Origin of the sequence: Leifsonia sp. 2MCAF36 (genome assembly GCF_052115525.1) — a bacterium.
Lineage (GTDB): Bacteria > Actinomycetota > Actinomycetes > Actinomycetales > Microbacteriaceae > Leifsonia.
Window position 1 is genome coordinate 71,964 of the sequence record NZ_JBFRGV010000005.1, and the last position, 20,734, is coordinate 92,697.

Sequence of the window (20,734 nt, forward strand, 5' to 3'; positions counted from 1 at the left end):
CAAGGATCGGGATGGATCAGGCCATGCGAGCGAGCTCGGCGAACTCCACCGCGTACTTCAACGGCTCGCCGCGCGCGTGCCTGCGCACCTCCGCGACGGCGGACTCACCGAGCCTGCGCAACTCGTTTCCTGCTGCGCCGGCGAGGTGCGGCGTCAGGTGGACATTGGGGAGCGTGTAGAGGATGTGTCCTTTCGGCAGCACCTCCGGGTCGGTCACATCGAGTACGGCGCGCAGCCGCCCCGACCGGAGCTCGGCGATGAGCGCGTCCTGATCGACGATGTCGGCCCGCGCCGTGTTGATGATGGTGGCGTCGTCCGGCAGGGCCGCCAGCACCTCCCGTGAGACCATCCCCCACGTCTCCGGTCGGCTGGGCGCGTGAATGGAGAGGATGCTGCTGCGCCGCGCGAGCTCGGAGAGGTCGGAGACCAGTTCGGCTCCCAGGAGACGCGCCTGCTCTTCCGTGCAGAACGGGTCGAAGAGCAGCACGCGCAGGTCATAGGCCTGCAGCATGCGGATCACCCGCGACCCGATCCGCGAGGCGCCCACGATTCCGACGGTGCGACCGAAGTTTCCGATGGCGGGCAGCTCGGCCTCGCGGAAGATCTCGCGCTGCTCCCTGGCGTACGTGCGAGCAGCCCAGAACACATCCTTACCGGCGAGGGTGATCATCGCGACAGTGAACTCGGCGACAGGAACGGCGTTCGCCCACGCGCCGGAAGACACGACGATGCCGCGGCGCCACGCGTCGGGATCCACAAACCGGACGGTGCCCGCCACGTGGACGATCGCCCGCAGACCGGGCAGCTGATCGAGCACGTCCCTCGTGATCTCAGGGCCGCCCCACCCGGTTATCAAGGTGTCGATCTCCGGGCGTTCGGCCGGATCGAGCTCCGCGACCGATGCGATGGCACGAGACGTGTCGATCTCGACATACCTCTGGAGCTCAGCGAGGTCGGGGGCTGAGAAGAAGAACGGGATCATGTGCTGTCCCATCCCGAAAACGGCTTTCATCATGGTCTCCGTCTGCTCGTGGTGAGTGTGAAACGGCTGAAGGTCGCGGTGAACGCCTCATCGACGAGGTCGAAGGCGTTGACTGCCGCGAACGTGCCGGTGAAGCGCAGAAGCGGCCCGAAGTCATCCGACAGGAAGGACGCGTCGACCTCCGGCCCGAACGGTTCGAGGGCGCTCCCGTCGCGACCGGCGGCGAAGCGCGCGGTGCCGTGATCGAGCTCGGCACGCAGCCGAAAGGGGCCGCCGCCGACGGTGCTGCGTGCGAGCTCCCGCGACCCGTCGACGCTCCTGGCGGTCAGAACGAGGACGATGCGACCCCCGCCCGGCTCGAACTGCTGGCCGCGCTGTCGCTCGCCCTCCGGCTCGGCCCAGGTGAGCTGCAGCGAGATGTATGCGCTCGCGTTGTACCAGAGCACCAGGCCGGCGGAGTGCGCGAACGATGTGGGGTGCGCCTCCACGGTCACTTCGGCGACCGCGTGGTGCTCGATGAGACGCTGCCCGACCAGACTGTTCGCGCGCCAGGACTCGATCCCCTGGCGTCCGCGCAACCGGAACGTATCCTCGTCGAGGACGTCCACCCACTCGCTCGTCGCGGGAGCCCGGAGGGCGCTCCACGGCCAGTCCAGCACCGCAGGCCCAGCTGCCGGCCTCGTTACGGGTCGGTCCAGGGCGCGAACCTCAGGGACGGCGACCTCGACAGCGGGATGCCAGCCCCCCTGCGCGAGGCGCGGCCAGCCGTCGTCGTCCCAGACGATGGCCTGCACAGCGGTCTCCCGACCGAGCGGGCTCTGCACTCCGCTCGGGGTCCGGATGGGCCGGGAGACCAGGTGCGTGAGGTACCAGGAACCATCGGAAGCCTGCACGAACTCACCGTGGCCGGCCTTCTGGAGGGGCCAGTCGGGGTCGTCGCGCGTGGTCAGCAACGGTTCGCCGTCGACCTCGTACGGGCCGTCGACGGCGCGGCTCCGTGCGACGCGCACACCGTGCTCGACGCCGGTGCCTCCTTCGGCCACCGCAAGGTAGAACCAGCCATCTTTGAACAGCAGCTTCGGACCCTCGATGAGAGTGTCGCTCTGCAGAAGCAGCCGCGTCCGACCGATCGAGCGCACCGTGCCGTGGCTTCTGTCCAGCTCGGTGAGGACGATGCCGGAGAACCGGTCGCCTCCCGGCCGATGATCGTTCTGCAGGTTGAGGAGCCAGCTCCGCCCGTCGTGGTGGAACAGGGACGGGTCGAACCCGTGCGAGGGCACCCGCACCGGGACGTCCCAGTCCGAGAGCACGCCTTCCCCCACCGCGGCGGTCGTGATGTACGTGGACAGGTTGAAGTAGGGCTTCTGGAGGGATTCCACGATCGAGTAGGTCGCCCAGAGCCTGCCCCCGGCGACGCTCAGGGCCGGCGCCCAGACACCGGCCGAGTCCGCATATCCGGCAAGCGATCCCCCCGGCACAGCGTTCTCGACGTGCCCCGCGTACTCCCAGTGGATCAGATCGCGCGATCGGTGGATCGGGATGGTCGGGAACCATTCGAACGAGCTCACGGCGACGAAGTACCATTCGCCGATGCGGACGATCGACGGATCCGGAGCGAAGCCGCGGATGACCGGGTTCGTCAGCAGCGTCTGTTGCGTCATCGGCCCGGTCACCGATCGGGCCTCGCGGTCGATCCGCGGACGATGAGCTCGGGGACGAGGTCGGCGTGCCTCGGTGCTCCCGCCGCCTCCGCCTGCGCGAGCACTTCGATCGCGGCGACGCCGACACGCCGGTAGTCCAGGCGGATCGTCGTCAGGGCCGGAGTGAAGAACGCCGCCCCCGGTTCGTCGTCGTACCCGACCACGCTGATGCCGTCAGGGGCGGGACGCCCTGCGCGAGCGAAGGCGTGCATGACCCCCAGCGCCAGTTGATCGCTGGCACAGAAGACAGCGGACGCCCTCGACTCCAGCAGCCGCTCGCCCGCGGCGAAGCCGGCTGCCGCGGACCAGTCGCCCGAGACGACATCGACAGGCTCGAGCCCTGCCTCCTCGAGCGTGTCGAGGAAGCCCTGCGCCCTGGCCCGCGCGTGCACCAGATTCGCCGGGCCGGCGACGTGCGCCAGCTCGGTGTGCCCGAGCGCGAGCAGGTGCCGGGTCGCTTGCACCGCACCGTTGTACCAGTCGATCGTGACAGACGACGCGGTCTCGTGCTCCGCCAGGGCGAGGACGACCGGCAGACGGTGGGCGAGGACGGCCGCCACTTTCGCGAAGATGTCCGCGGTCGCGACGAGGATCGCACCCGAGGCGCCCTCCTCGACCTTGCGACCGACGACCTCCAGCAGCGAAGTCTCCAGATTATCCGCGGGCGCTATGACATCCGCCTGGGTGACGAGGAGACCACGCCGTCGCCCTTCGGATGTGACACCGTCGAGCACGCCGTGCAGGATCGTCGGGTTGATCCCGTGCATGGCGATCACCGCGATCTGGGTCGTCCCGGCAGCGGCGCCGTGCGGGGCGACGAAGTACCCGATCTCGCGCATCGCCTGCTCCACCCGGGCCTGAGTGGCCACGCTGACGGCTGCCGAGCGCTGGATGACCCGAGCCACGGTACGGGAGCTGACGCCGGCCGTCTGGGCGACGTCGAGGATGGTCGGCCGGTACTCCAGAGTCATAGGCGCGCCACCTCCAGCCGCCACTCGTCGACCCAGCTGATCCGCGCACGGCCGCCGGAGATCTCCATCGGGAGCCACACGCAAGGGGAGTTCGCCAGATCGTCGCTGAGCCAACGGTCGCCGACGTAGACGAAGGCCGGTCGTGCGCCGTCGCCGACAGGAACGACGGCGCTCACCTGGGAGTCGAAGGTCGCGGATCCCGGGGGCGCGATGTCCTCCCAGCTCGACCAGGGCCCCCTCAGGTCCGTCGCAGTGGCCACTTTGTTGTCGTTGGTCGACCACCCGGTGAGATCGGACCCGAACAAGTAGTAGAGGCCGTCGTGACGAACCATGGCCGGCGACTCATACCCGTGCGACTGATCGTCCTTGAGCGTCGTCGCTACGACCTCCTCCACCGACAGGTGATCGGGAGCCAGCCGATAGATGTGCAGGCCGTTCTCGCGATCCTCGGAGAGCAGGTACCCGACTCCGCCCTCCTGGTAGACGCCGATATCACGGCTGACATTCCCCAGCGGACGCTCGCTTCCCAGGTAACGGAACGGACCCACCGGGTTGTCGCTGATCGCGTAGCCGACGCGCGCGAAGCTGTAGTCGCCGGTGTCGACGTGGAGGAACATCACGTACGCACCGTCCGGACGGCGGAGCACCTTCGGCCGCTCGATGACCCGGTCGGGGGCGAGCTCGCCGTCGCCGGCGACCAGCGAATTCCCCTCGAAGCGCCACTCGGCCAGATCCGGGGACGAGTAGCAGGCGACCGCGGTGAAGGCCGAGCCGGCGCGCTTGTCCTCGCCCCAGGCATAGAACCGGTCGCCGAAGCGCTGGATCCCGACGCCGTGCAGCTGGGCGACCTCACTGGCGTCGTCGATGAAGACGGTCCCCGGGCGGATCTCCGCCGCACGAGTGGATTCGAAGGTCATTTGATGCTCCCCATGGTCACGCCGGATTTCCAATACCGCTGCATCGCGATCATCAGAAGGACCATCGGGATGGTCGCGACGAGCGAGCCGGTGATCACCAGGCTGGTCAGATCGACCGTGGAGTCGACCCCGCGTTGCAGCCACGAGTACAGCCCGAGCATCACCGGCCACTTGTCGGAGTCGCGCAGGAAGACCAGCGGCCCGAAGAAGCCGTTCCAGGAGCCGACGAAGTGGAGGAGGAAGATGGTCGCTCCCGCCGTGGTCAGCAGTCGCAGCCCGATCCGGAAGAAGATCCGGTACTCCCCCGCGCCGTCGATGCGCGCAGCCTCCATCAGTTCGGCCGGCATCGCCCCCTCCGTGTAGACCTTCGCCAGATACACCGCGAACGGGCTGAAGAACGCGGGGACGATCATCGCCCAGATCGTGTTGTAGATGCCGAGCTGCACGTACAGCAGATACGAGGGGATGGTGAGCAGCGTGCTCGGGATGAGGAACGAGGCGATGATGAAGGCCACAGTCGCGCCGCGTCCCTTGAACCGGTACATCGCCAGTCCGTAGCCCGCGGCGAGGGCCACGAAGGTCTGGCCGAGCGAGCCCAGCACCGCGTACACCGTCGAGTTCCACAGCCACAGCGAGAAGATCCCGTCCTGGTAGGAGAACAGCGAGCTGATGTTGTCGAAGAGGTTGAAGTGGGAGAACCAGAGACCGCTCGTCGTGAAAAGGTCCTGTTTCGACTTGGTGGCGGACACGATCAACCACCAGGCCGGCCCCACCGAGTAGAGCGCGAACGCGACCAGCCCGATGATGACCACCCACTTGGAACCGCCGCGCCGGCCGGCCATCTCACCCGCGTCGTGCTCCACCTCCCGCCGCCGCATGGATCGGCGCGGGGAGTCGCTGCTCGAGCCCGGGAGGTCCGGGTCAGAGTTCAGTGTTTCGATGAGGCTCATTTGTCCACCCTGTTCGCGAGACGGTAGATCACTGCCGAGGCGATCCCCACGACGAGGGCGAGGATGATGGAGAGGGCAGCGGCGTAGTTGAGGTTCCCGACCTGGAAGGCCTGGTTGTATATGACCATCGTGGGCGTGAAGTCCTTGGTGATGGTCTCCGGGGAGACCGTCCGGAAGAGCGTCGGCTCCGCGAAGATCTGCAGCGTGCCGATGATGGAGAGGAGGCCCGTGAGCACCAGGGTCGCGCGCACGTAGGGCACCTTGATGGAGAAGGCGATGCGTATTTCGGAGGCGCCATCGACCCGCGCGGCTTCGAACACATCCCGTGGGACGGCCTGCAACGACCCGTACAGGATCAGCATGTTGAACCCGATGGTGCCCCAGACGACCAGGTTGCCGATCCCGACCCAGACCATGTTGCCCGCGAAGAAGTTCACGTCGAGCCCGACCAGCGCCAGGACGGGCCGGATCGGGCCGACGTTCGGGCTGTACAGGTAGAGCCAGATCATGGTCGCCACGATCCCCGGGATCATGTACGGGATGAGCAGCAGGAGCCGGAACCGGTTGGCCACGCGCCTGCGGACGGCGTCGAGGAGGAGGGCCATCGTCAGGCTCACGATCATCGTGACGGGCACCATGACGGCCGCATAGACGGCCACCCGGATCATCGACGCCCAGAACGTCTCATCGCCCAGTGCGCGTAAGAAGTTGTCGAATCCCGTGAACGACGTCTGCGCTGCGCTGAACCCGAGCCCGGAGCTCTTCACCGTGAAGAAGCTCTGCCCGAGCCCGAGGAGAACGGGCAGCACCGTGAAGACGGCGAAGCCGGCGACGAAGGGCCAGGTGAAGGACGCTCCCTTCAGCGACTGCACGTGCCGCCACGTCATCCGTCGCCTCGACCGCTGACCGGTGCTCGGGAGCGGAGTGCTCCGGGTGGCGCTGCGCGCGGGCCCGGCCTCGCTCGTCTTAGTGGCCGAAGACATCGCCGTCTCCTTTCCGTGAGGGGTGCGCCGTTCGGGCGCACCCCTCACCTATTACTTCCCGACCGTGTAGTTGATGCCCTTTGTCTTCAGGTCCTGGACGACGAACGCCTGAACGTTCTCGAGCGCCTGCTTGACCGTGATCTGCTTGGCCATCGCCTTGCCCCACTGGTCCTGGAGCTCAGGGAACCAGGCGTCGTAGTCGGGGCCCTCATTGAAGGCACCGATGGAGGCGGCCTGCGCCTTGGAGATCACAGCGCCCACCTGCTCCTTGCTCTGCGCCGGGTCGATGAGCTTGTCGGGCACGATGGCCGTGGTGTACTTCGACACGTCCTTGAGAGCCGTCGGCAGGCTGATGGCGTCGGTCTTCGTGCTCTTCGAAGCCGCGATGCCGGCGGCGGACGTCTGCACCCAGGTCTGGTACTCGACCGCGGCAGCCGGGTCCTTGCAGCCGACTGGCACGATGCCGGGGTTGGCGATCCCGGGCGTCTTGAACTTCCCCGAGCTGCTCAGCTGTGGGAAGTCCACGGCCTTCCACGCCCCGAGCGAGGCCTTGAGGTTCGTCTGGTATCCGAACAGGGACCACCACGCCAGAGGGATGGTCGCGAGCTTGCCGCTGTCGAAGTACGCATAGAGGGAGGGCCGGTCCTGGTACGTCTGGTGCGACGCAAGATCGTTGTCCACGATCTGCTGGATCACATCAGCGCCCTTCAGCGAGTTCGCATCGGTGAAGTTCACCTTCCAGCGGTCGCCGTCGATCGCGAACCACTTGGCACCGGCGAGCTGCTCGATCTGAATCAGCGTCGAGGGGTCCTCGCCCGCGAGGTTGATGACCGTGATGCCCTTCGGCTTGAGCTGCTTGCCCGCGGCGATCAGATCATCCCAGGTCTTCGGCACGGCGATGCCGTTGTCGCTGTAGATCTTCTCGTTGACCATCGCGAACGTCGCATCCGGGCCGGTCGGGAACCCATAGTACTTGTCGCCCACCTTGGCGCCGGCGAGCGCTCCCGCGGAGAACTTGCTCTCGATCGGCTTGATGTACTTGGTGATGTCCTGCGCCCAGCCGTTGACGACCGCTGTCGTGACCGGGCCGGTAGCAGGCACCCAGCAGGGGATGCCCTTCTTGGACTTCATGACGTTGCGGAAGTTGGTCACCGTCGCCGGGTTGCTCGCCTGCAGGACGTAGTTGACCTGGACGTCCGTGTGGCTTGCGTTGAAGGCCTTGACGATGTTCGGGGTCATCTCGGCGTCCCAGCCCCAGACGTCGATGACGGCGGGTTTCTTCGAGGTCGCGGACGCCGACGGGCTGGACGGCGCGCTGCACCCGGCCATGAGGCCCAGGGCTGCGACCCCGGCCACCAGGGCGAGCGCACGGGTGTGTGCTTTTCGCATTCGTTCACTCCTTCGTGACGTGAGTTGAGGACTCACGGATCTGCTTGATGCTGTCTCCGTGTGGAAAACGCTATCCGTACGCTATTCCGCGCCGCTTGGGTTTGTCAACACCTCGTGGATGTCCACCCGCTGACAGGCTAACGGACACAACCAGGCCCGAACGGACCGACGTTCAGCCGAGCTGCGGCGCACTGAACACGCGTGCCGACAGTCCGGCCGGGGCCGTCAACACGGTCGCGTCCGCCTCGAGATCGACCCTCCATCCATCCGCGCTGCTCTGGCGCGCCGGGAACTCCGCCCGGAGCCCGTCGAGCCGGCCCGGTATCCGAATGCGCTGCCCCTCCGCGCTCCGCGACCACACGACGATGAGCTGCTCCTCGCCCGCGTGGAATCCCAGAACGATCGCCTCTGCGTCCCACTCGGGCAGACCGAGAGGCCAGAACGGATGGGCGCCGGCGAGGCGTGTCCGCCAGTGCTTCGCGACAGCGACGGCCTCGACGACGAGGTTGCGCTGACTCGGACGGAGGCGATCGAGGAACCCGGAGAGATAGAGCCGGCCGGCGAGACCGGAGACGAGCGTGAAGACGGTCTCGGCGTCCGTCATCTCGACCGATGGGTACGCCCAATTGCCGGCCTGCTCCGGGAGCACCGAGAGTGGCGCAGCCGCGGCTATCGGCGGATAGAGACGGAAGTCCTGTTGATCCGAGGTGGACTGCAGGTGGCAGTGCTGGAGGTAGGCGTAGTCCATCCGCATGGCACCGGAGCTGCAGTGCTCGATCAGGAGCTGCGGATGACGCCGCTGGATGTCCTCGAGCCACCGGACGAACGCTCGGCTGTGCCCGAGCAGGCCGTCGCCGGCCGCAGCCGCGTTCAGCTCCGTCCCCGCTCCCGGGTTGATGTTGTAGTCGAGCTTCAGGTAGCTGATCCCGTAGTCCCTCACCAGCCGATCGACGGCCGCATCGACGTGGGCGACGGCGGCCGGGTGCCGGAAGTCCAGATGGTATCGACCGTGCTCCTTCACGCGACGCCCGAACCGCTGGAAGAAGGCCTCCTCCGGCAGCCTTGTCGCAGCGGGACTGTTCTCCCCCACGCACTCGGGTTCGAGCCACGTCCCGGCGCGCATGCCGTGCCGCACGATCGCGTCGATGACCGAGGCGAACCCGCCGGTGAAGCGGTCGGGATGCTCGACCCACTCCCCGACGGTGTCCCAGTAGTCGCCGGGAGCCGCGAACCAGCCGGCGTCGACGCAGAAGTACTCGACGCCTGCACCCGCTGCCGCCTCGATGAGCGGGAGCAGCTTCTCCGTGGAGGGGTTGCCCATGAGGGTGTTCATGAAGTCGTTGTAGACGATCGGCATCGCCCGGTCTTCGTCGCGCAATGCGCCGCGCTGAAAGCGCCGGTACTCGGTGAGCGCGGCGACCGCCTCGTCCCGGCCGCCGACCGCGAAGGCGATCGCGGCGGGGACCGACCGGAAGACCCCTCCCGGCGGGAGCAGGTGGGCGAACTGATGCTCGAGGTCGGCGGGGCCGATGAGGGTGAGAAAGCCGCCCTCGACGCCCTGGCCGATCGACGACTGCCACGCCGTACCCGCCTCGAGCTGCCACATGATGCTCGTACCGGTTCCGGCATCCACAACCCCTCCGACCGGGATGTGCTCGCCCGTCGACCAGGCCCCGTGGCTCGTGACGGCGTAGCGGCCCCGCCCGTCCTGCCCGTGGATTCCCAGCGACAGCCGGGGCACCAGGTCACGCAGCGGACGCTCGTGCCAGCGCCCCTCGGCGAGCCACTCGCTCTCGCCGTCGATCACGGTCATGTGATCCAGGTCGGCTTCGGCTCGGCCGAGTCCGACGAGGAGGGAGCTGATCGCTGTCAGGACGATGTCGGTGTCGCCGACATTGCACACGGAATGCTGGACCCGGAGCGCCCGGGCAGCCGGAGGTTTCCGGAGCGTTGTCGTCACCTCCAGCGACGCCACCTCATCCCGCTGGGTGATCGAGAGCACTGCGGCGCCCTCGTCGTCGGTGTCCTCCTGGATCGATCGCACCCGCAGGCGCGATCCGACCGCCGATCGGACGTAGCTCTGGCTCGTTCGGGCGCGCTGCTCATCGGCAGTGAAGAGGTCCACGAGCGGTCGTCCTCCGACGAGAGTCCGCCGCACTCCGATGTGGATCGCGCCGATCGTCGCGGGGGAGTCGTCATCCCAGCGGAGCTCGATGGCGAGGTCGTCCGCCTTCCACGTGCGTTCACGGAGCGCGTCGGCCCGGTCTTCCAAAAGCGTCATTGGCTGTCAATCCCCTGCAAAGTCATACGGATAGCGTTTACCTCATCGTATCGCCCCGCTGGACTCTGCGCCCTAGCCCTTCGCCGGCGTGCTGGCCCGCACGACGACCTCACCCGTGAGCTCGAGCGTCTGCGGACCGGCGGCCCCGCTCTCGCCCAGTACCTGATCGACGGCGTGGGCCGCCATCTCCTCCAGGGGGATCCGGACCGTCGTCAGGGGCGGGGTCAGATCCCTGACCACAGGGACATCGTCGAATCCCGCGACCGCGACACGGCCGGGCACCGCGACCCCGTTCTCACGCAGTCGCGCGATCACTCCGAGCGCTATCGCGTCGCTCACGGCGAAGATCGCGTCGATATCGTCGAGGCGATCGATCAGCGCCCCGGCCGCCGCATACCCGCCGTCGCGATCGAAATCGGCCGAGACGACGAGGTCGGGGTCGGTGGCGAACCCCGCCCTCTCTGCTTCCTCCATGAATCCGCGCTGCCGCTCGTGCGACGTGATCTGATCCGCCGACGCAGCGACGATGGCGAATCGCCGGTAGCCCAGCCCGATGAGGGCGCGGGCCAGCGCGGCGGAGGAGTCGGCGTTCCTCAGAAGCACCTCGTCGAAACCGAACGAGTTCGCGCCGATGACCGACACGCGTCCACCCGCATCGGCGAAAGCGGTGAGCTCTTCCCGGAACGCGTCCTCGCGAGCGGCGTCCGTCGTGCGGCTCACGGCGACCACGACAGCCTTCGGTCGCTGGCCACGTAGGGCCCGGAGGGCATCCAACTCCTCCGTCTCGGTCAACCCCGACAGGCCGACGATCAGTGCGTGGCCCGTCTCCCGAGCTCGCTTCAGAGCACCGGACACCAGCGCGGACGAGCCGGGATCGTCGATCTCGGAGACCAGGATCGCGACGGTGGACGATGCGCCCGCCGACATCGCCTGCGCCTGGGTGTTCGCGGTGTAGTCCAGAGATCGGGCCGCCGCGAAGACGGCCTCCCGCACCTCGGGGTCGATGTTGGCTGTCGAGCGAACGCCGCCGTTGAGAACGCGCGACGCCGTCGCGCGCGAGACGCCGGCCAGAGCGGCGACGTCATCGAGGGTCGGCTTGGGTGAGCGTCGCGTTGCCATGGATCGACAGTAATGGACCGGTGCGACCGCGGCAGCGGCCGCCGGGTCGCGCGCGCGTGTGACAATGTCCTCATGACGGCGGGGAATGACGGTGGGGTCTTCTGCGCATGCCGATCAGTGCGGGGAGGGCCCGGACATGGCGACTAAGCGCTCACCGTCGCGAGCGACGCTGCACGACGTCGCGCGCGAGGCGGGTGTCTCCGTCGCCACGGCATCCCGGGCGCTCAACGGCAGCGACCGAGTCGTGCGCCCCGATATCTCCGCTCGCGTCGAAGAAGCCGCGCGACGCCTCCGGTACGTGGCGAACGTGTCGGCTCAATCGGTCAAACGCGGTGCGACGTCGACCATCGGGCTCGTGGTGAACGACATCGCCGACCCCTACTTCGCAGCCATAGCCAGCGGGCTGATCACTGCCGCGAAGGCGGCCAAGCTGACCGTGACCGTGACCGCGAGCGCGGGAAACCCGGACCTGGAGCTGCGGAGCGTCCGCGACATGCGCGCTCAGGGACACCGGGCGATCATCATCGCCGGCAGCCGGGACTCAGGAGCCTCCTACGACGAGCTGACCGACGCGCTGACAGCGTTCGAGCGCTCCGGCGGATCCGTCGTCCTGGTCTCGCAGCCCCTCCTGCCGTTTCCGACCGTGGCGGTCGACAACGCCGGCGGCGCTCGGAGCCTCGCCCTGCAGCTCGCGGGACACGGGTATCGGCGATTCGCGGTGCTGAGCGGGAGCCCGACGCTCGTCACGGTGGCGGAGCGGCGCGCCGGTTTCGCCGAAGGACTCGCCCAGGTCGGGCTCTCCATCCGGGATCACGACACGTTCGTCGACGACTTCACCCGGGACGGCGGCTACCGAGCTGCCGAGAAGCTCATCGCCCGCGGCGTGGACGACATCGACCTCGTCTTCGCGGTCAACGACGTCATGGCCGTCGGAGCCGCAGCAGCGTTCCGGGACCACGGCATCCAGGTCGGCCGCGACATCGGGGTGGCTGGGTTCGACGACATCCGGATGGCCCGCGACGTGACGCCGAGCCTCACCACGGCCTCCGTTCCGCTGACCGAAATGGGCGGCCTCGCCTTCGCCATGGCGCTCGCCGAGCCGGAGGACCGCCCGGTTCGGATGCTGTCGGCCACGGGTGTGATCCGGGACAGTACGCCGAGGCGCGAGAGGCGAACCGGCCGTCCCGGTCAGCCGGGATCGCACAGACAGTGGATGCGGTAGGTTACGCGCGTGGCCTCACCATCAGCCGCGACCCTCGCTGACGTCGCAGCACGTGCCAACGTGTCCTTGGCCACAGCCTCGCGGGCTCTGCATCCATCGGCACGGACCGTTCGGCCGGAGTTGCGGCAGAAGGTGATAGCCGCGGCGGCGGAGCTCGGCTACAGTGCGAACGCGCACGCGCAAGCGGTCGCCCGCGGCTCCACGAGCACGGTCTCCTTGGTGGTCGGCGACATCGCCGATCCGTACTTCGCGGCGATCGCCGCCGGCGTCATCGACGTGGCCCGCACCCGAGGGCTGATCGTCACCATCGCCGCACTCCCCTATGACGGCGTCGAGACTGCGCCGGCCCTGGAGAGGGAGACCCTGACGGCGCTGCGCGCCCAGCGACCCCGCGCAGTCCTGTTCGCCTCCAGCCGAGCCCTGTCCGCGGATTGGGAGGCGTTCACGACCATCGACCGGCTGGTGGTCATCGGTCCGGACGCACCGGGAATTCGTTCCATCATCATCGGCAACTACGTCGGCGCCGCCGACCTCGCACGGGCGCTCACCGGCATCGGGTACACGGACTTCGCGGTCATCGCCGGCCCGGCGGAACTGTCCACGGTCCGCGATCGGGTCGCCGGCTTCACCTCGGTGGCGCCGAGCGCGTCCGTGCGTCACGACCGTTTCTCCCGCGACGGCGGCTACTCCGCCACCGCTCGACTGCTCGCAGAGGGCCGGCGCCCGGAGTGCGTCTTCGCGGTCACCGACGTGATGGCGATCGGTGCCATCGCCGCGATCCAGGACGCCGGCCTCCGACCGGGAATCGACGTGGCCGTCGCCGGATTCGACGACATTCCGCTGCTGCGGGACGTGACACCGCGACTCACGACGGTCGCGTTGCCGCTCACCCGCATCGGCGCGGATGCGCTCGAGCTCGCTCTCTCCGACGACACGGACGCACCGGCGACCCTGGCCGTCGACGGCCGCGTCCGGCTCCGCGAGTCCACCCCTGGCCTGAGCGCTCGACCGTAGTCGCCCGCTGGCGACCCGCGGGACCTCACATGCGCTGCGGCTGGCGGTGACCGGTCTCGTCTGCGCTTGACCATTCGAGGACGGGATCGCTAGATTCACTGGTAAGCGCTTTCCAACGGTCGTCACCGATCGGATCGTCCACTGAGGGAGTACACGTGTCATCCATCGGCATCATCATGAACGGCGTCTCCGGGCGGATGGGTTACCGCCAGCATCTGCTCCGGTCGATCCTCGCGATCCGCGAGCAGGGCGGAGTGCTCCTCTCGGACGGTCGCCGCGTGCAGGTCGTGCCGCTCCTGGTCGGCCGGTCGGAGGAGAAGCTCGCCGAACTCGCCAAGCGCCACGACATCGCTGACTACACGACCGACCTGGATGCAGCCCTCGCCGACGACCGCTGGCAGATCTACGCGGACTTCCTGGTCACGAAGGCGCGCAGCGCGGCGATCCGCAAGGCGATCGCCGCGGGCAAAGCGATCTACACCGAGAAGCCGACCGCCGAGAGCTTCGAGGAGGCGCTCGAGCTCGCCCGCCTCGCCGAGAAGGCCGGCGTCAAGAACGGGGTCGTGCACGACAAGCTCTACCTCCCTGGACTGCGCAAGCTCAAGCGGCTCATCGACTCCGGATTCTTCGGCCGCATCCTCTCGGTCCGCGGCGAGTTCGGCTACTGGGTGTTCGAGGGCGACTGGCAGGCCGCACAGCGGCCCAGCTGGAACTACCGCGCCGAGGACGGCGGCGGCATCATCGTCGACATGTTCCCGCACTGGAGCTACGTTCTCGAGAACCTCTTCGGCCGAGTGGAGTCGGTCTACGCGCACGCGGTGACCGAGATCCCGGAACGCGTCGACGAGCAGGGCCACCCGTATGCGGCGACAGCCGATGACGCCGCCTATGCGATCTTCCAGCTGGAGGGCGGGATCACCGCCCAGCTCAACTCCAGCTGGACCACCCGGGTCAACCGCGACGAGCTGGTCGAGTTCCAGGTGGACGGGACGCACGGCAGCGCCGTCGTCGGACTGTTCGGCTGCAGGATCCAACCGCGCAACGCCACTCCCAAGCCGGTGTGGAATCCGGACCTCGCCGACGAGCACGACTACGCGGCCGACTGGATCGAGTCCCCGGCCAACGACGTCTTCGAGAACGGCTTCAAGACCCAGTGGGAGGAGTTCCTCCGACACGTGCTGGAGGACGCCCCCAACCACTACGACTTCCTCGCCGGCGCGCGCGGCGTCCAGCTCGCCGAGCAGGGCCTGCGCTCGTCCCGCGAAGGCCGCCGCATCGACCTCCCCGCGGTGAGGCTGCCGGACGCAGCTCCGGCGTTCGCCGGGATCGCGCGATGAGCCTCTCCGCCCTGCGCAGTACCGCTGACCCCAGCGGCACCGGCGATGCCGGCACTCCCCCCGCCCTCCCGGTGACGCTTCTGAACGCCGACGGCACGACGGAGAGCGCCGACCTCGGCGCCGCCCCCGGCTACGACCGGCCCGCTGCCCCGCTGCGCTCGCGGGTGGTCTACGCCGCCGCACACGTCATCCCGAAGCCCTGGGCCGACAACGCGCCCGGCGCCCCCGCCGACCTCGACTGGGATGCGACCCTGGCCTTCCGCCGCCACGTCCACTCCTGGGGCCTCGGTGTGGCGGACGCGATGGACACTGCGCAGCGCAACATGGGACTCGACGCCGCCACCACCCGTGAACTCATCACGCGCAGCGCCGCGGAGGCGCGCGCGGTCGGCGGCGCCGTCGTCGCGGGCGTGAACACCGATCATCTCGACGACGAAGTCGTCTCGCTGACCGCCGTGATCGACGCCTACAAGGAGCAGCTGCACTTCACCGAGGAGGCCGGCGCCGGCGTCGTCCTCATGGCCAGCCGGCACCTCGCACGGGCCGCTGAGTCGCCCGCGGACTACGCGCGCGTGTACCGGGAGGTGCTGGACGCGGCCGGCGCGCCGGTCATCCTGCACTGGCTGGGTGAAGCGTTCGACCCGCAGCTCGCCGGCTACTTCGGCGACGCCGACACGGTGGTCCGGATCATTGAATCCGGCCGTGACAAGGTCGCCGGAATCAAGATGAGCCTGCTCGACGCGGACGCCGAAGTCAGTCTCCGATCCCGGCTGCCGGAGGGCGCCAGGATGTTCACAGGCGACGACTTCAACTACGTGCGGCTGATCCACGGCGAGGATGGCGCGCACTCCGATGCGCTCCTCGGCGCGTTCGCAGCCATCACCCCGAACGCGTCCGCTGCCATCCAGGCGCTCGACGCCGGCGACAGCGACCGGTACCGTCAGATCCTGAGTCCGACCGAGGCGCTGTCCCGGCAGATCTTCGCTGCGCCGACTTACTACTACAAGACCGGCGTCGCCTTCCTCTCCTGGCTCAATGGCCACCAGCCGTCGTTCGCGATGGTCGGCGGGCTCCATGCCGCACGCAGCCTTCCGCACCTGTCGGAGATCCTCCGACTCGCGAACCGGGCCGGCGCGCTCGAACGTCCCGAGCTGGCAGCAGCACGCTGGAGCCGACTGCTCGCACTGCACGGGTTCGACGCATGACCCCCGCCGACCCGCGCCTGTCCCTGAATCAGGCGACGATCAAATACGCGACCCTTGCCGACGCGCTCCGCCTGACCGCGGGCGCCGGCATCCCGGCGATCGGGCTCTGGCGGGAGCCGGTCGCCGATGTGGGACTCGCCGACGCCGCCAGAATGGTCGCGGACTCCGGCCTGCGCGTCTCCAGCCTGTGCCGCGGCGGATTCTTCACAGCGTTGGAAGGTGCCGAGCGGCGCGCCGCGCTCGACGAGAACCGCCGAGCGATCGAGGAGACCGCAACGCTCGGCGCCGCAGGCGCGCCGGGCTCGGCGTCGGTCCTCGTGCTCGTGGCCGGCGGCCTCCCCCGCGGGTCCACCGACATCGTCGGAGCCCGCGCGCGGGTCGCCGAGGCGATCGCCGAGCTGGAGCCGGAGGCGCACGAAGCCGGGGTGACCCTCGCTATCGAGCCGCTGCACCCCATGTACGCCGCCGACCGCGCGGTCGTCTCGACGCTGGGTCAAGCGCTCGACGTCGCGGAGCAGTTCCCGGCCGCCTCCGTCGGAGTGGTTGTCGACACGTTCCACATCTGGTGGGACCCGGACGTGCAGACGCAGATCGCACGGGCGGGCGCCGGCGGACGGATCGCCAGCTATCAGGTCTGCGACTTCCTCACTCCGATCCCGGCGGACGCCCTGCTCGCCCGCGGGATGATGGGCGACGGCCACGTCGACTTCGGCCGTCTGACCGCAGCCGTCAACGCGACCGGATACAGTGGCGACGTCGAGGTGGAGATCTTCAACGCGGAGATCTGGGCAACCGATCCGGCCGAGGTGGTCGCTCGAACGGCCCAGGCGTTCACCGACCATATTCCGCTCCGAGACACCAGGCACCCAGCATGAACCGTAACGCGATCATTCTCAGCGGCACCGGCCGCTACGCCGACCCGTGGCACCCGTTCCCGGCCACCTCGGAACGGCTGGCCGAAATCCTCCGCGCAGAAGGCCTCCACGTCACCATCGACGGGGATGTCGACCAGCGGATGTCGCGACTACCGGCTGAGCTCCCCGACCTCCTGGTCATGAACTTCGGCGATCCGGCGCTCAACCACCCTGACGATCCGCAACCCGCCGCGGAGGCGAGCGCCCGGGTCGGCCTGCTGTCGTACCTGCAGGCGGGGCGGCCTCTTCTCGCCCTCCACGCCACCGTCACCTCCCTGCGAGGAGTTCCGGAATGGCGAAGCATCGTCGGGGGGATGTGGGAGCGCGGCACCAGCTTCCACCCTGACTACGGCCCCGCAGCCGTCCGAATCGGCCCCGATCAGACCGACGTCAACAACGGGATCGCCGACTTCAGCGTCCAGGATGAGCGATACACGGACCTGAGCGTCGAACCGGATAACACCGTCCTCGCCGTCCATCAGGAGAACGGCCGAGACCATCCGATCGTCTGGCAACGCACCTACGGCCCGAAGAAGGCCCGGGTTCTCTACGACGCCCTGGGCCACGACACCGCTTCGTACGATAGCGACGACCACCGTGCCCTGCTCGCTCAAGCCATCCGCTGGCTCATCGACTAGCTCGCCTCGATGCGTTACGGCCGGTCCAACCACGTGAGGTGTGAAGCGGGCTCGAGAATGTGATCGGCGAGGTGACACCTGAGTCGGGTCAGAGGCGACAGTCGGTTGCTGACCGCCGACAGGCGCGCCTTGCGTCGGAGAAACGGGCGCGAATCTCCGACCGGCCGCAGTGTGTCGGAGATTTGGGCCCGGATGCGCGCAAGTCTCCGACGATAGCGGCGGGATCTCCGACGCTAGGCGGAGACCGCGAGGCGGCTCCCCTCCGGCGCACCGTAAGGGGCAGCCTCAGCCGAGGCCCGTCCCGCACGCTTCGCCGGCACACCCCCCTCGACCACTGTCCACCCACACCATCGACCCAGAACACAGCTACTGGACCAACCACGACAAAGAGCCCGGCCAATGGCCGGACTCTCCCTCAGTAACTCATGACGCGACTCAGGTGAGACCTATGTCGCGACTCATGACACCGCGGAGGGCGTGGGATTCGAACTCTAGCGGTGGTGCCGGTATCGCCGGGCAGGTGCCAGATTTCCGCGAAATCCTGCCGTTCTTTGATAACCGTTAGCGCCGCTCGATACTGTCCGATTTTGCCCAAGTGTTGTCAAAGTGTTGTCAAGCGTTGCCTATCTGCCCCGGGGCTTGTCGAGCTTGAGCGCTCAACTAATAGAACCAGCGGATCAGCTGGGGAGTCTTCCCGTCTCACGACGTGAGTTCAGCCCGGCGGCAAGGGGACCTCCGAGCTGAACGATCGCGGCCGTGTCGCTGCGGCGACCCACTAGGCCGGAGATTACTCGGGGGCGAGCGAGTGCGAAAGTCAGCTGCTGATCACGCGTACCAAATGAAGTCGACTCCTTCGTCGAGTGCGAGCGCGACACATTCATACGCCATTAATCAGGACCCACAGCCCACGTTCACAACCTCACGGGGAATTACAGCTAAAGGCCGATGCCCTGGGACATAACACCGTAAATGACCAGTGCTGGCGAAGCGCGAGCGTGGAGGGTGCTCGGCTGGTACGCGATCCTCGCAATCCCTCTGTTCCGCGGCGCCCGTCTCCCCGTTTAGAGTCGCGACATGACAGGCGCACGCAACCATCAAGGAGCACCGGTTGGGACCTTCGCCGCCCCCGGTCGCCAGGAGGCCATCGCGTACTTCTTCGGCGAGGAGCTGCGGAACGTCCGAAAGCGGCGGCAACTCCGACAAGTCGAACTCGCCGAGCTCATCGGTATCGACGTGGGAACCTATGGCCGGATAGAGCGCGGCGAACACAGCCCCCGCCTGACTACTGTGGTCGCTCTCGCCGACGCCCTGGGAATCCACATCACCGAACTGGTCGCGTCCATTCCCGGGCCGACCGTCCCTAAGCCGACGCCAATCGAGCACGCGCGCGCCTCGCGCGTTCGTAACGGGGGCCACCGACCAGGAAAGCAATCCGGCTACGGCGAGTAGCGGCGCCGCGTCGATGTCAGGCCACGGCTTCGCAGCGACGGGTTCCTCTCATGGGTGGCGAGCGGAAGTCGGGTCAACTTCGTTACAAACAGCCGGCCCGGTTGGGTCGAAGCCGCGACCCCGCAGTTTTGGAGGGCGCCTTACCGCTCGACCTCAGCGGGCCTCATCTCCGCAGAACCTCCCGGGATTTTTGTGCGGTGGCGACAACGATGCGAAATAGAGATCCCTTCTCATGCACGGTGATGGCCCCGAACGGGCGCGGATCACTCCCTCGTCGATGCCTCCGCTTCGAACCGAGAAGCGTCCTGGTTCCAGGGAGATCCGACCGGATTGTCTGGTCAGCGTGAAGATCCCGCTGGCCGTCCCCCGGGCGCGGCCCTGATGGCTCGATACGATGGCGGCCATGACGACCACGCCGCGCGAGCTCGCTGACCAGCTGGACGTGTCCGCGAAGACCATCCGCGCGTTCCTTCGCGAGGAGTACCCGGACCACGAGCACCGCGCGCGATGGGAGCTTGAAGACGAGCAGGAAACCCTCGTGCGGGCTCGCTTCTCAGACTGAAGCTTCAGGGACGGCCGAGACCGTACCGGTACCCATCCTTGACAAACCTGCGTCCGTTATATCCGTGTCGACGTCAGCGAGTGGAAGGCGGCTCAGCGCTCGAGGATGCGCAAGCCGAAGCGGCAACCGCCCAGCGGCCGGACGCTCGCGCGTAGCATCCTGTGTATGCGCGAGACCCGGCGGCGGACGTTCGACGACAACGCAGAGCGGTACGCCGCGCGGCGCCCGACCTACCCCGCCGCCCTGTACGACAGGATGGCCGCGTACGGCGGTCTCGCGCGTGGGGCGCGCATCCTCGAGGTGGGCCCCGGAACCGGTCAGGCGACACGGGCGCTCGCCGAGCGGGGCTGGAGCGTGACGGCTGTCGAACTGGGTGCGCACTTAGCGGCGGTCGCGCGCCGGCACACCGCCGATCAGCCCCACGTCGACATCGTGACCGGCTCCTTCGACGACTGGACGTTGCCGAGCGAACCGTTCGACGCATTCTTCTGCGCCACGGCCTTCCACTGGCTCGACCCGGCCACGCGCGTGGAGCGGGCTGCAGCGTCCGTGCGGGTCGGCGGAACGCTGGCGATCGTGTGGACTCATCACGTCGCCGGCGGCACTCCCGGCTACTTCACGCGCACCCAAGCCTGCTACAAGCGCTTCGAACCCGACGCCCCTGCCGACTTCCAACCGCCCGAGGAACAGCGATTACCGCCGAGTACCGACGAACTTGGCGCGTCTCCACTCGTGACCGATGGGAGGGCCACCGTTTCCCCGTCGAAATCACGTATTCGACAGAGGAGTTCCTCGACCTGCAGCGGACGTATTCGAACATCCTGAGCCTGCCGGAGGAAGCACGCGAGGGACTTCTGCTGTGTCTGGGCAACGTGATCGACGCCGAGTTCGGCGGACGGGTCACGAGACGCTACGTGTTCGAGCTCGTGCTGGCGCGTCGCGGGGTGACGGAGGATCGAGCGGTCAGGGGGTGACGGAGCGCACGATGGCGGCGATGCGGGCGCGGTAGGTGTCGCGGACCGCGAGCATCGCTGGAGGGTCGTCCGGCAGCGCTGTGAGGTGTTGCGTTCGACGTGCAGCCTTCTTCTCGCGAAGCTCCAT

The 20,734-nt window shown here is 68.0% G+C and carries 19 protein-coding genes; 9 read left to right on the forward strand and 10 right to left on the reverse strand.

What is annotated here, in order from left to right; genetic code table 11:
* Nucleotides 1-16 precede the first annotated feature (16 nt).
* The 9 genes from AB4079_RS09225 to AB4079_RS09265 all read right to left on the reverse strand — a co-directional run bounded on the left by AB4079_RS09225 (nucleotide 17) and on the right by AB4079_RS09265 (nucleotide 11,292).
* Nucleotides 17-1,015 carry a hydroxyacid dehydrogenase gene (locus AB4079_RS09225; protein WP_441786996.1) on the reverse strand — a complete coding sequence of 333 codons (999 nt, stop codon included), beginning with the start codon at nucleotides 1,013-1,015 and terminating at the stop codon, nucleotides 17-19.
* Complete coding sequence (locus tag AB4079_RS09230) at nucleotides 1,012-2,643, reverse strand: family 43 glycosylhydrolase (RefSeq protein ID WP_441786997.1); 1,632 nt, start codon at nucleotides 2,641-2,643, stop codon at nucleotides 1,012-1,014. The genes AB4079_RS09225 and AB4079_RS09230 overlap by 4 nt, the downstream gene beginning before the upstream one ends.
* A gap of 8 nt (nucleotides 2,644-2,651) precedes the next feature.
* Nucleotides 2,652-3,653: a LacI family DNA-binding transcriptional regulator gene (locus AB4079_RS09235; protein WP_441786998.1), complete on the reverse strand. Its 1,002-nt coding sequence runs from the start codon at nucleotides 3,651-3,653 to the stop codon at nucleotides 2,652-2,654.
* The gene (locus AB4079_RS09240) at nucleotides 3,650-4,570 is read right to left on the reverse strand and encodes a family 43 glycosylhydrolase (protein WP_441786999.1); all 921 of its coding nucleotides are present in this window, start codon (nucleotides 4,568-4,570) and stop codon (nucleotides 3,650-3,652) included. Before AB4079_RS09240 ends, AB4079_RS09235 begins: the two co-directional genes overlap by 4 nt.
* Nucleotides 4,567-5,520 carry a carbohydrate ABC transporter permease gene (locus AB4079_RS09245; protein WP_441787000.1) on the reverse strand — a complete coding sequence of 318 codons (954 nt, stop codon included), beginning with the start codon at nucleotides 5,518-5,520 and terminating at the stop codon, nucleotides 4,567-4,569. Before AB4079_RS09245 ends, AB4079_RS09240 begins: the two co-directional genes overlap by 4 nt.
* A complete protein-coding gene (locus AB4079_RS09250) occupies nucleotides 5,517-6,503 on the reverse strand; it encodes a carbohydrate ABC transporter permease (RefSeq protein WP_441787001.1) in 987 nt (328 codons plus the stop codon). Before AB4079_RS09250 ends, AB4079_RS09245 begins: the two co-directional genes overlap by 4 nt.
* A 51-nt stretch (nucleotides 6,504-6,554) precedes the next feature.
* Nucleotides 6,555-7,892, reverse strand: coding sequence for an ABC transporter substrate-binding protein (locus AB4079_RS09255; RefSeq protein ID WP_441787002.1), 1,338 nt, complete (start codon nucleotides 7,890-7,892; stop codon nucleotides 6,555-6,557).
* A gap of 172 nt (nucleotides 7,893-8,064) precedes the next feature.
* Nucleotides 8,065-10,173, reverse strand: coding sequence for an alpha-galactosidase (locus tag AB4079_RS09260; RefSeq protein ID WP_441787003.1), 2,109 nt, complete (start codon nucleotides 10,171-10,173; stop codon nucleotides 8,065-8,067).
* A 72-nt stretch (nucleotides 10,174-10,245) separates the two neighbouring features.
* Nucleotides 10,246-11,292, reverse strand: coding sequence for a LacI family DNA-binding transcriptional regulator (locus AB4079_RS09265; RefSeq protein WP_441787004.1), 1,047 nt, complete (start codon nucleotides 11,290-11,292; stop codon nucleotides 10,246-10,248).
* 136 nt (nucleotides 11,293-11,428) lie between these two features.
* Between AB4079_RS09265 and AB4079_RS09270 the strand changes: the two genes are divergently transcribed.
* The 9 genes from AB4079_RS09270 to AB4079_RS09310 all read left to right on the forward strand — a co-directional run bounded on the left by AB4079_RS09270 (nucleotide 11,429) and on the right by AB4079_RS09310 (nucleotide 20,458).
* A complete protein-coding gene (locus AB4079_RS09270; RefSeq protein WP_441787005.1) occupies nucleotides 11,429-12,514 on the forward strand; it encodes a LacI family DNA-binding transcriptional regulator in 1,086 nt (361 codons plus the stop codon).
* Between the two features lie 9 nt (nucleotides 12,515-12,523).
* A complete protein-coding gene (locus AB4079_RS09275) occupies nucleotides 12,524-13,528 on the forward strand; it encodes a LacI family DNA-binding transcriptional regulator (protein WP_441787006.1) in 1,005 nt (334 codons plus the stop codon).
* Nucleotides 13,529-13,683: 155 nt separating this feature from the next.
* Complete coding sequence (locus AB4079_RS09280; protein ID WP_441787007.1) at nucleotides 13,684-14,865, forward strand: Gfo/Idh/MocA family protein; 1,182 nt, start codon at nucleotides 13,684-13,686, stop codon at nucleotides 14,863-14,865.
* On the forward strand, nucleotides 14,862-16,070 hold the full coding sequence (locus AB4079_RS09285; protein ID WP_441787008.1) for a dihydrodipicolinate synthase family protein: 1,209 nt from the start codon (nucleotides 14,862-14,864) through the stop codon (nucleotides 16,068-16,070). Before AB4079_RS09280 ends, AB4079_RS09285 begins: the two co-directional genes overlap by 4 nt.
* Nucleotides 16,067-16,945, forward strand: a complete 879-nt coding sequence (locus AB4079_RS09290) for a sugar phosphate isomerase/epimerase family protein (protein ID WP_441787009.1) — start codon at nucleotides 16,067-16,069, stop codon at nucleotides 16,943-16,945. The genes AB4079_RS09285 and AB4079_RS09290 overlap by 4 nt, the downstream gene beginning before the upstream one ends.
* Nucleotides 16,942-17,622, forward strand: a complete 681-nt coding sequence (locus AB4079_RS09295) for a ThuA domain-containing protein (RefSeq protein ID WP_441787010.1) — start codon at nucleotides 16,942-16,944, stop codon at nucleotides 17,620-17,622. The genes AB4079_RS09290 and AB4079_RS09295 overlap by 4 nt, the downstream gene beginning before the upstream one ends.
* Before the next feature lie 1,074 nt (nucleotides 17,623-18,696).
* Entirely contained in the window at nucleotides 18,697-19,071 is a 375-nt protein-coding gene (locus AB4079_RS09300; RefSeq protein WP_441787011.1) for a helix-turn-helix domain-containing protein, read from the forward strand.
* Between the two features lie 403 nt (nucleotides 19,072-19,474).
* Nucleotides 19,475-19,633 carry a hypothetical protein gene (locus AB4079_RS09305; RefSeq protein ID WP_441787012.1) on the forward strand — a complete coding sequence of 53 codons (159 nt, stop codon included), beginning with the start codon at nucleotides 19,475-19,477 and terminating at the stop codon, nucleotides 19,631-19,633.
* 105 nt (nucleotides 19,634-19,738) lie between these two features.
* Nucleotides 19,739-20,458, forward strand: a complete 720-nt coding sequence (locus AB4079_RS09310; protein WP_441787013.1) for a class I SAM-dependent methyltransferase — start codon at nucleotides 19,739-19,741, stop codon at nucleotides 20,456-20,458.
* Nucleotides 20,459-20,596: 138 nt separating this feature from the next.
* Here the strand turns inward: AB4079_RS09310 and AB4079_RS09315 are convergent, their stop codons facing one another.
* The gene (locus AB4079_RS09315) at nucleotides 20,597-20,734 is read right to left on the reverse strand and encodes a hypothetical protein (protein WP_441787014.1); all 138 of its coding nucleotides are present in this window, start codon (nucleotides 20,732-20,734) and stop codon (nucleotides 20,597-20,599) included.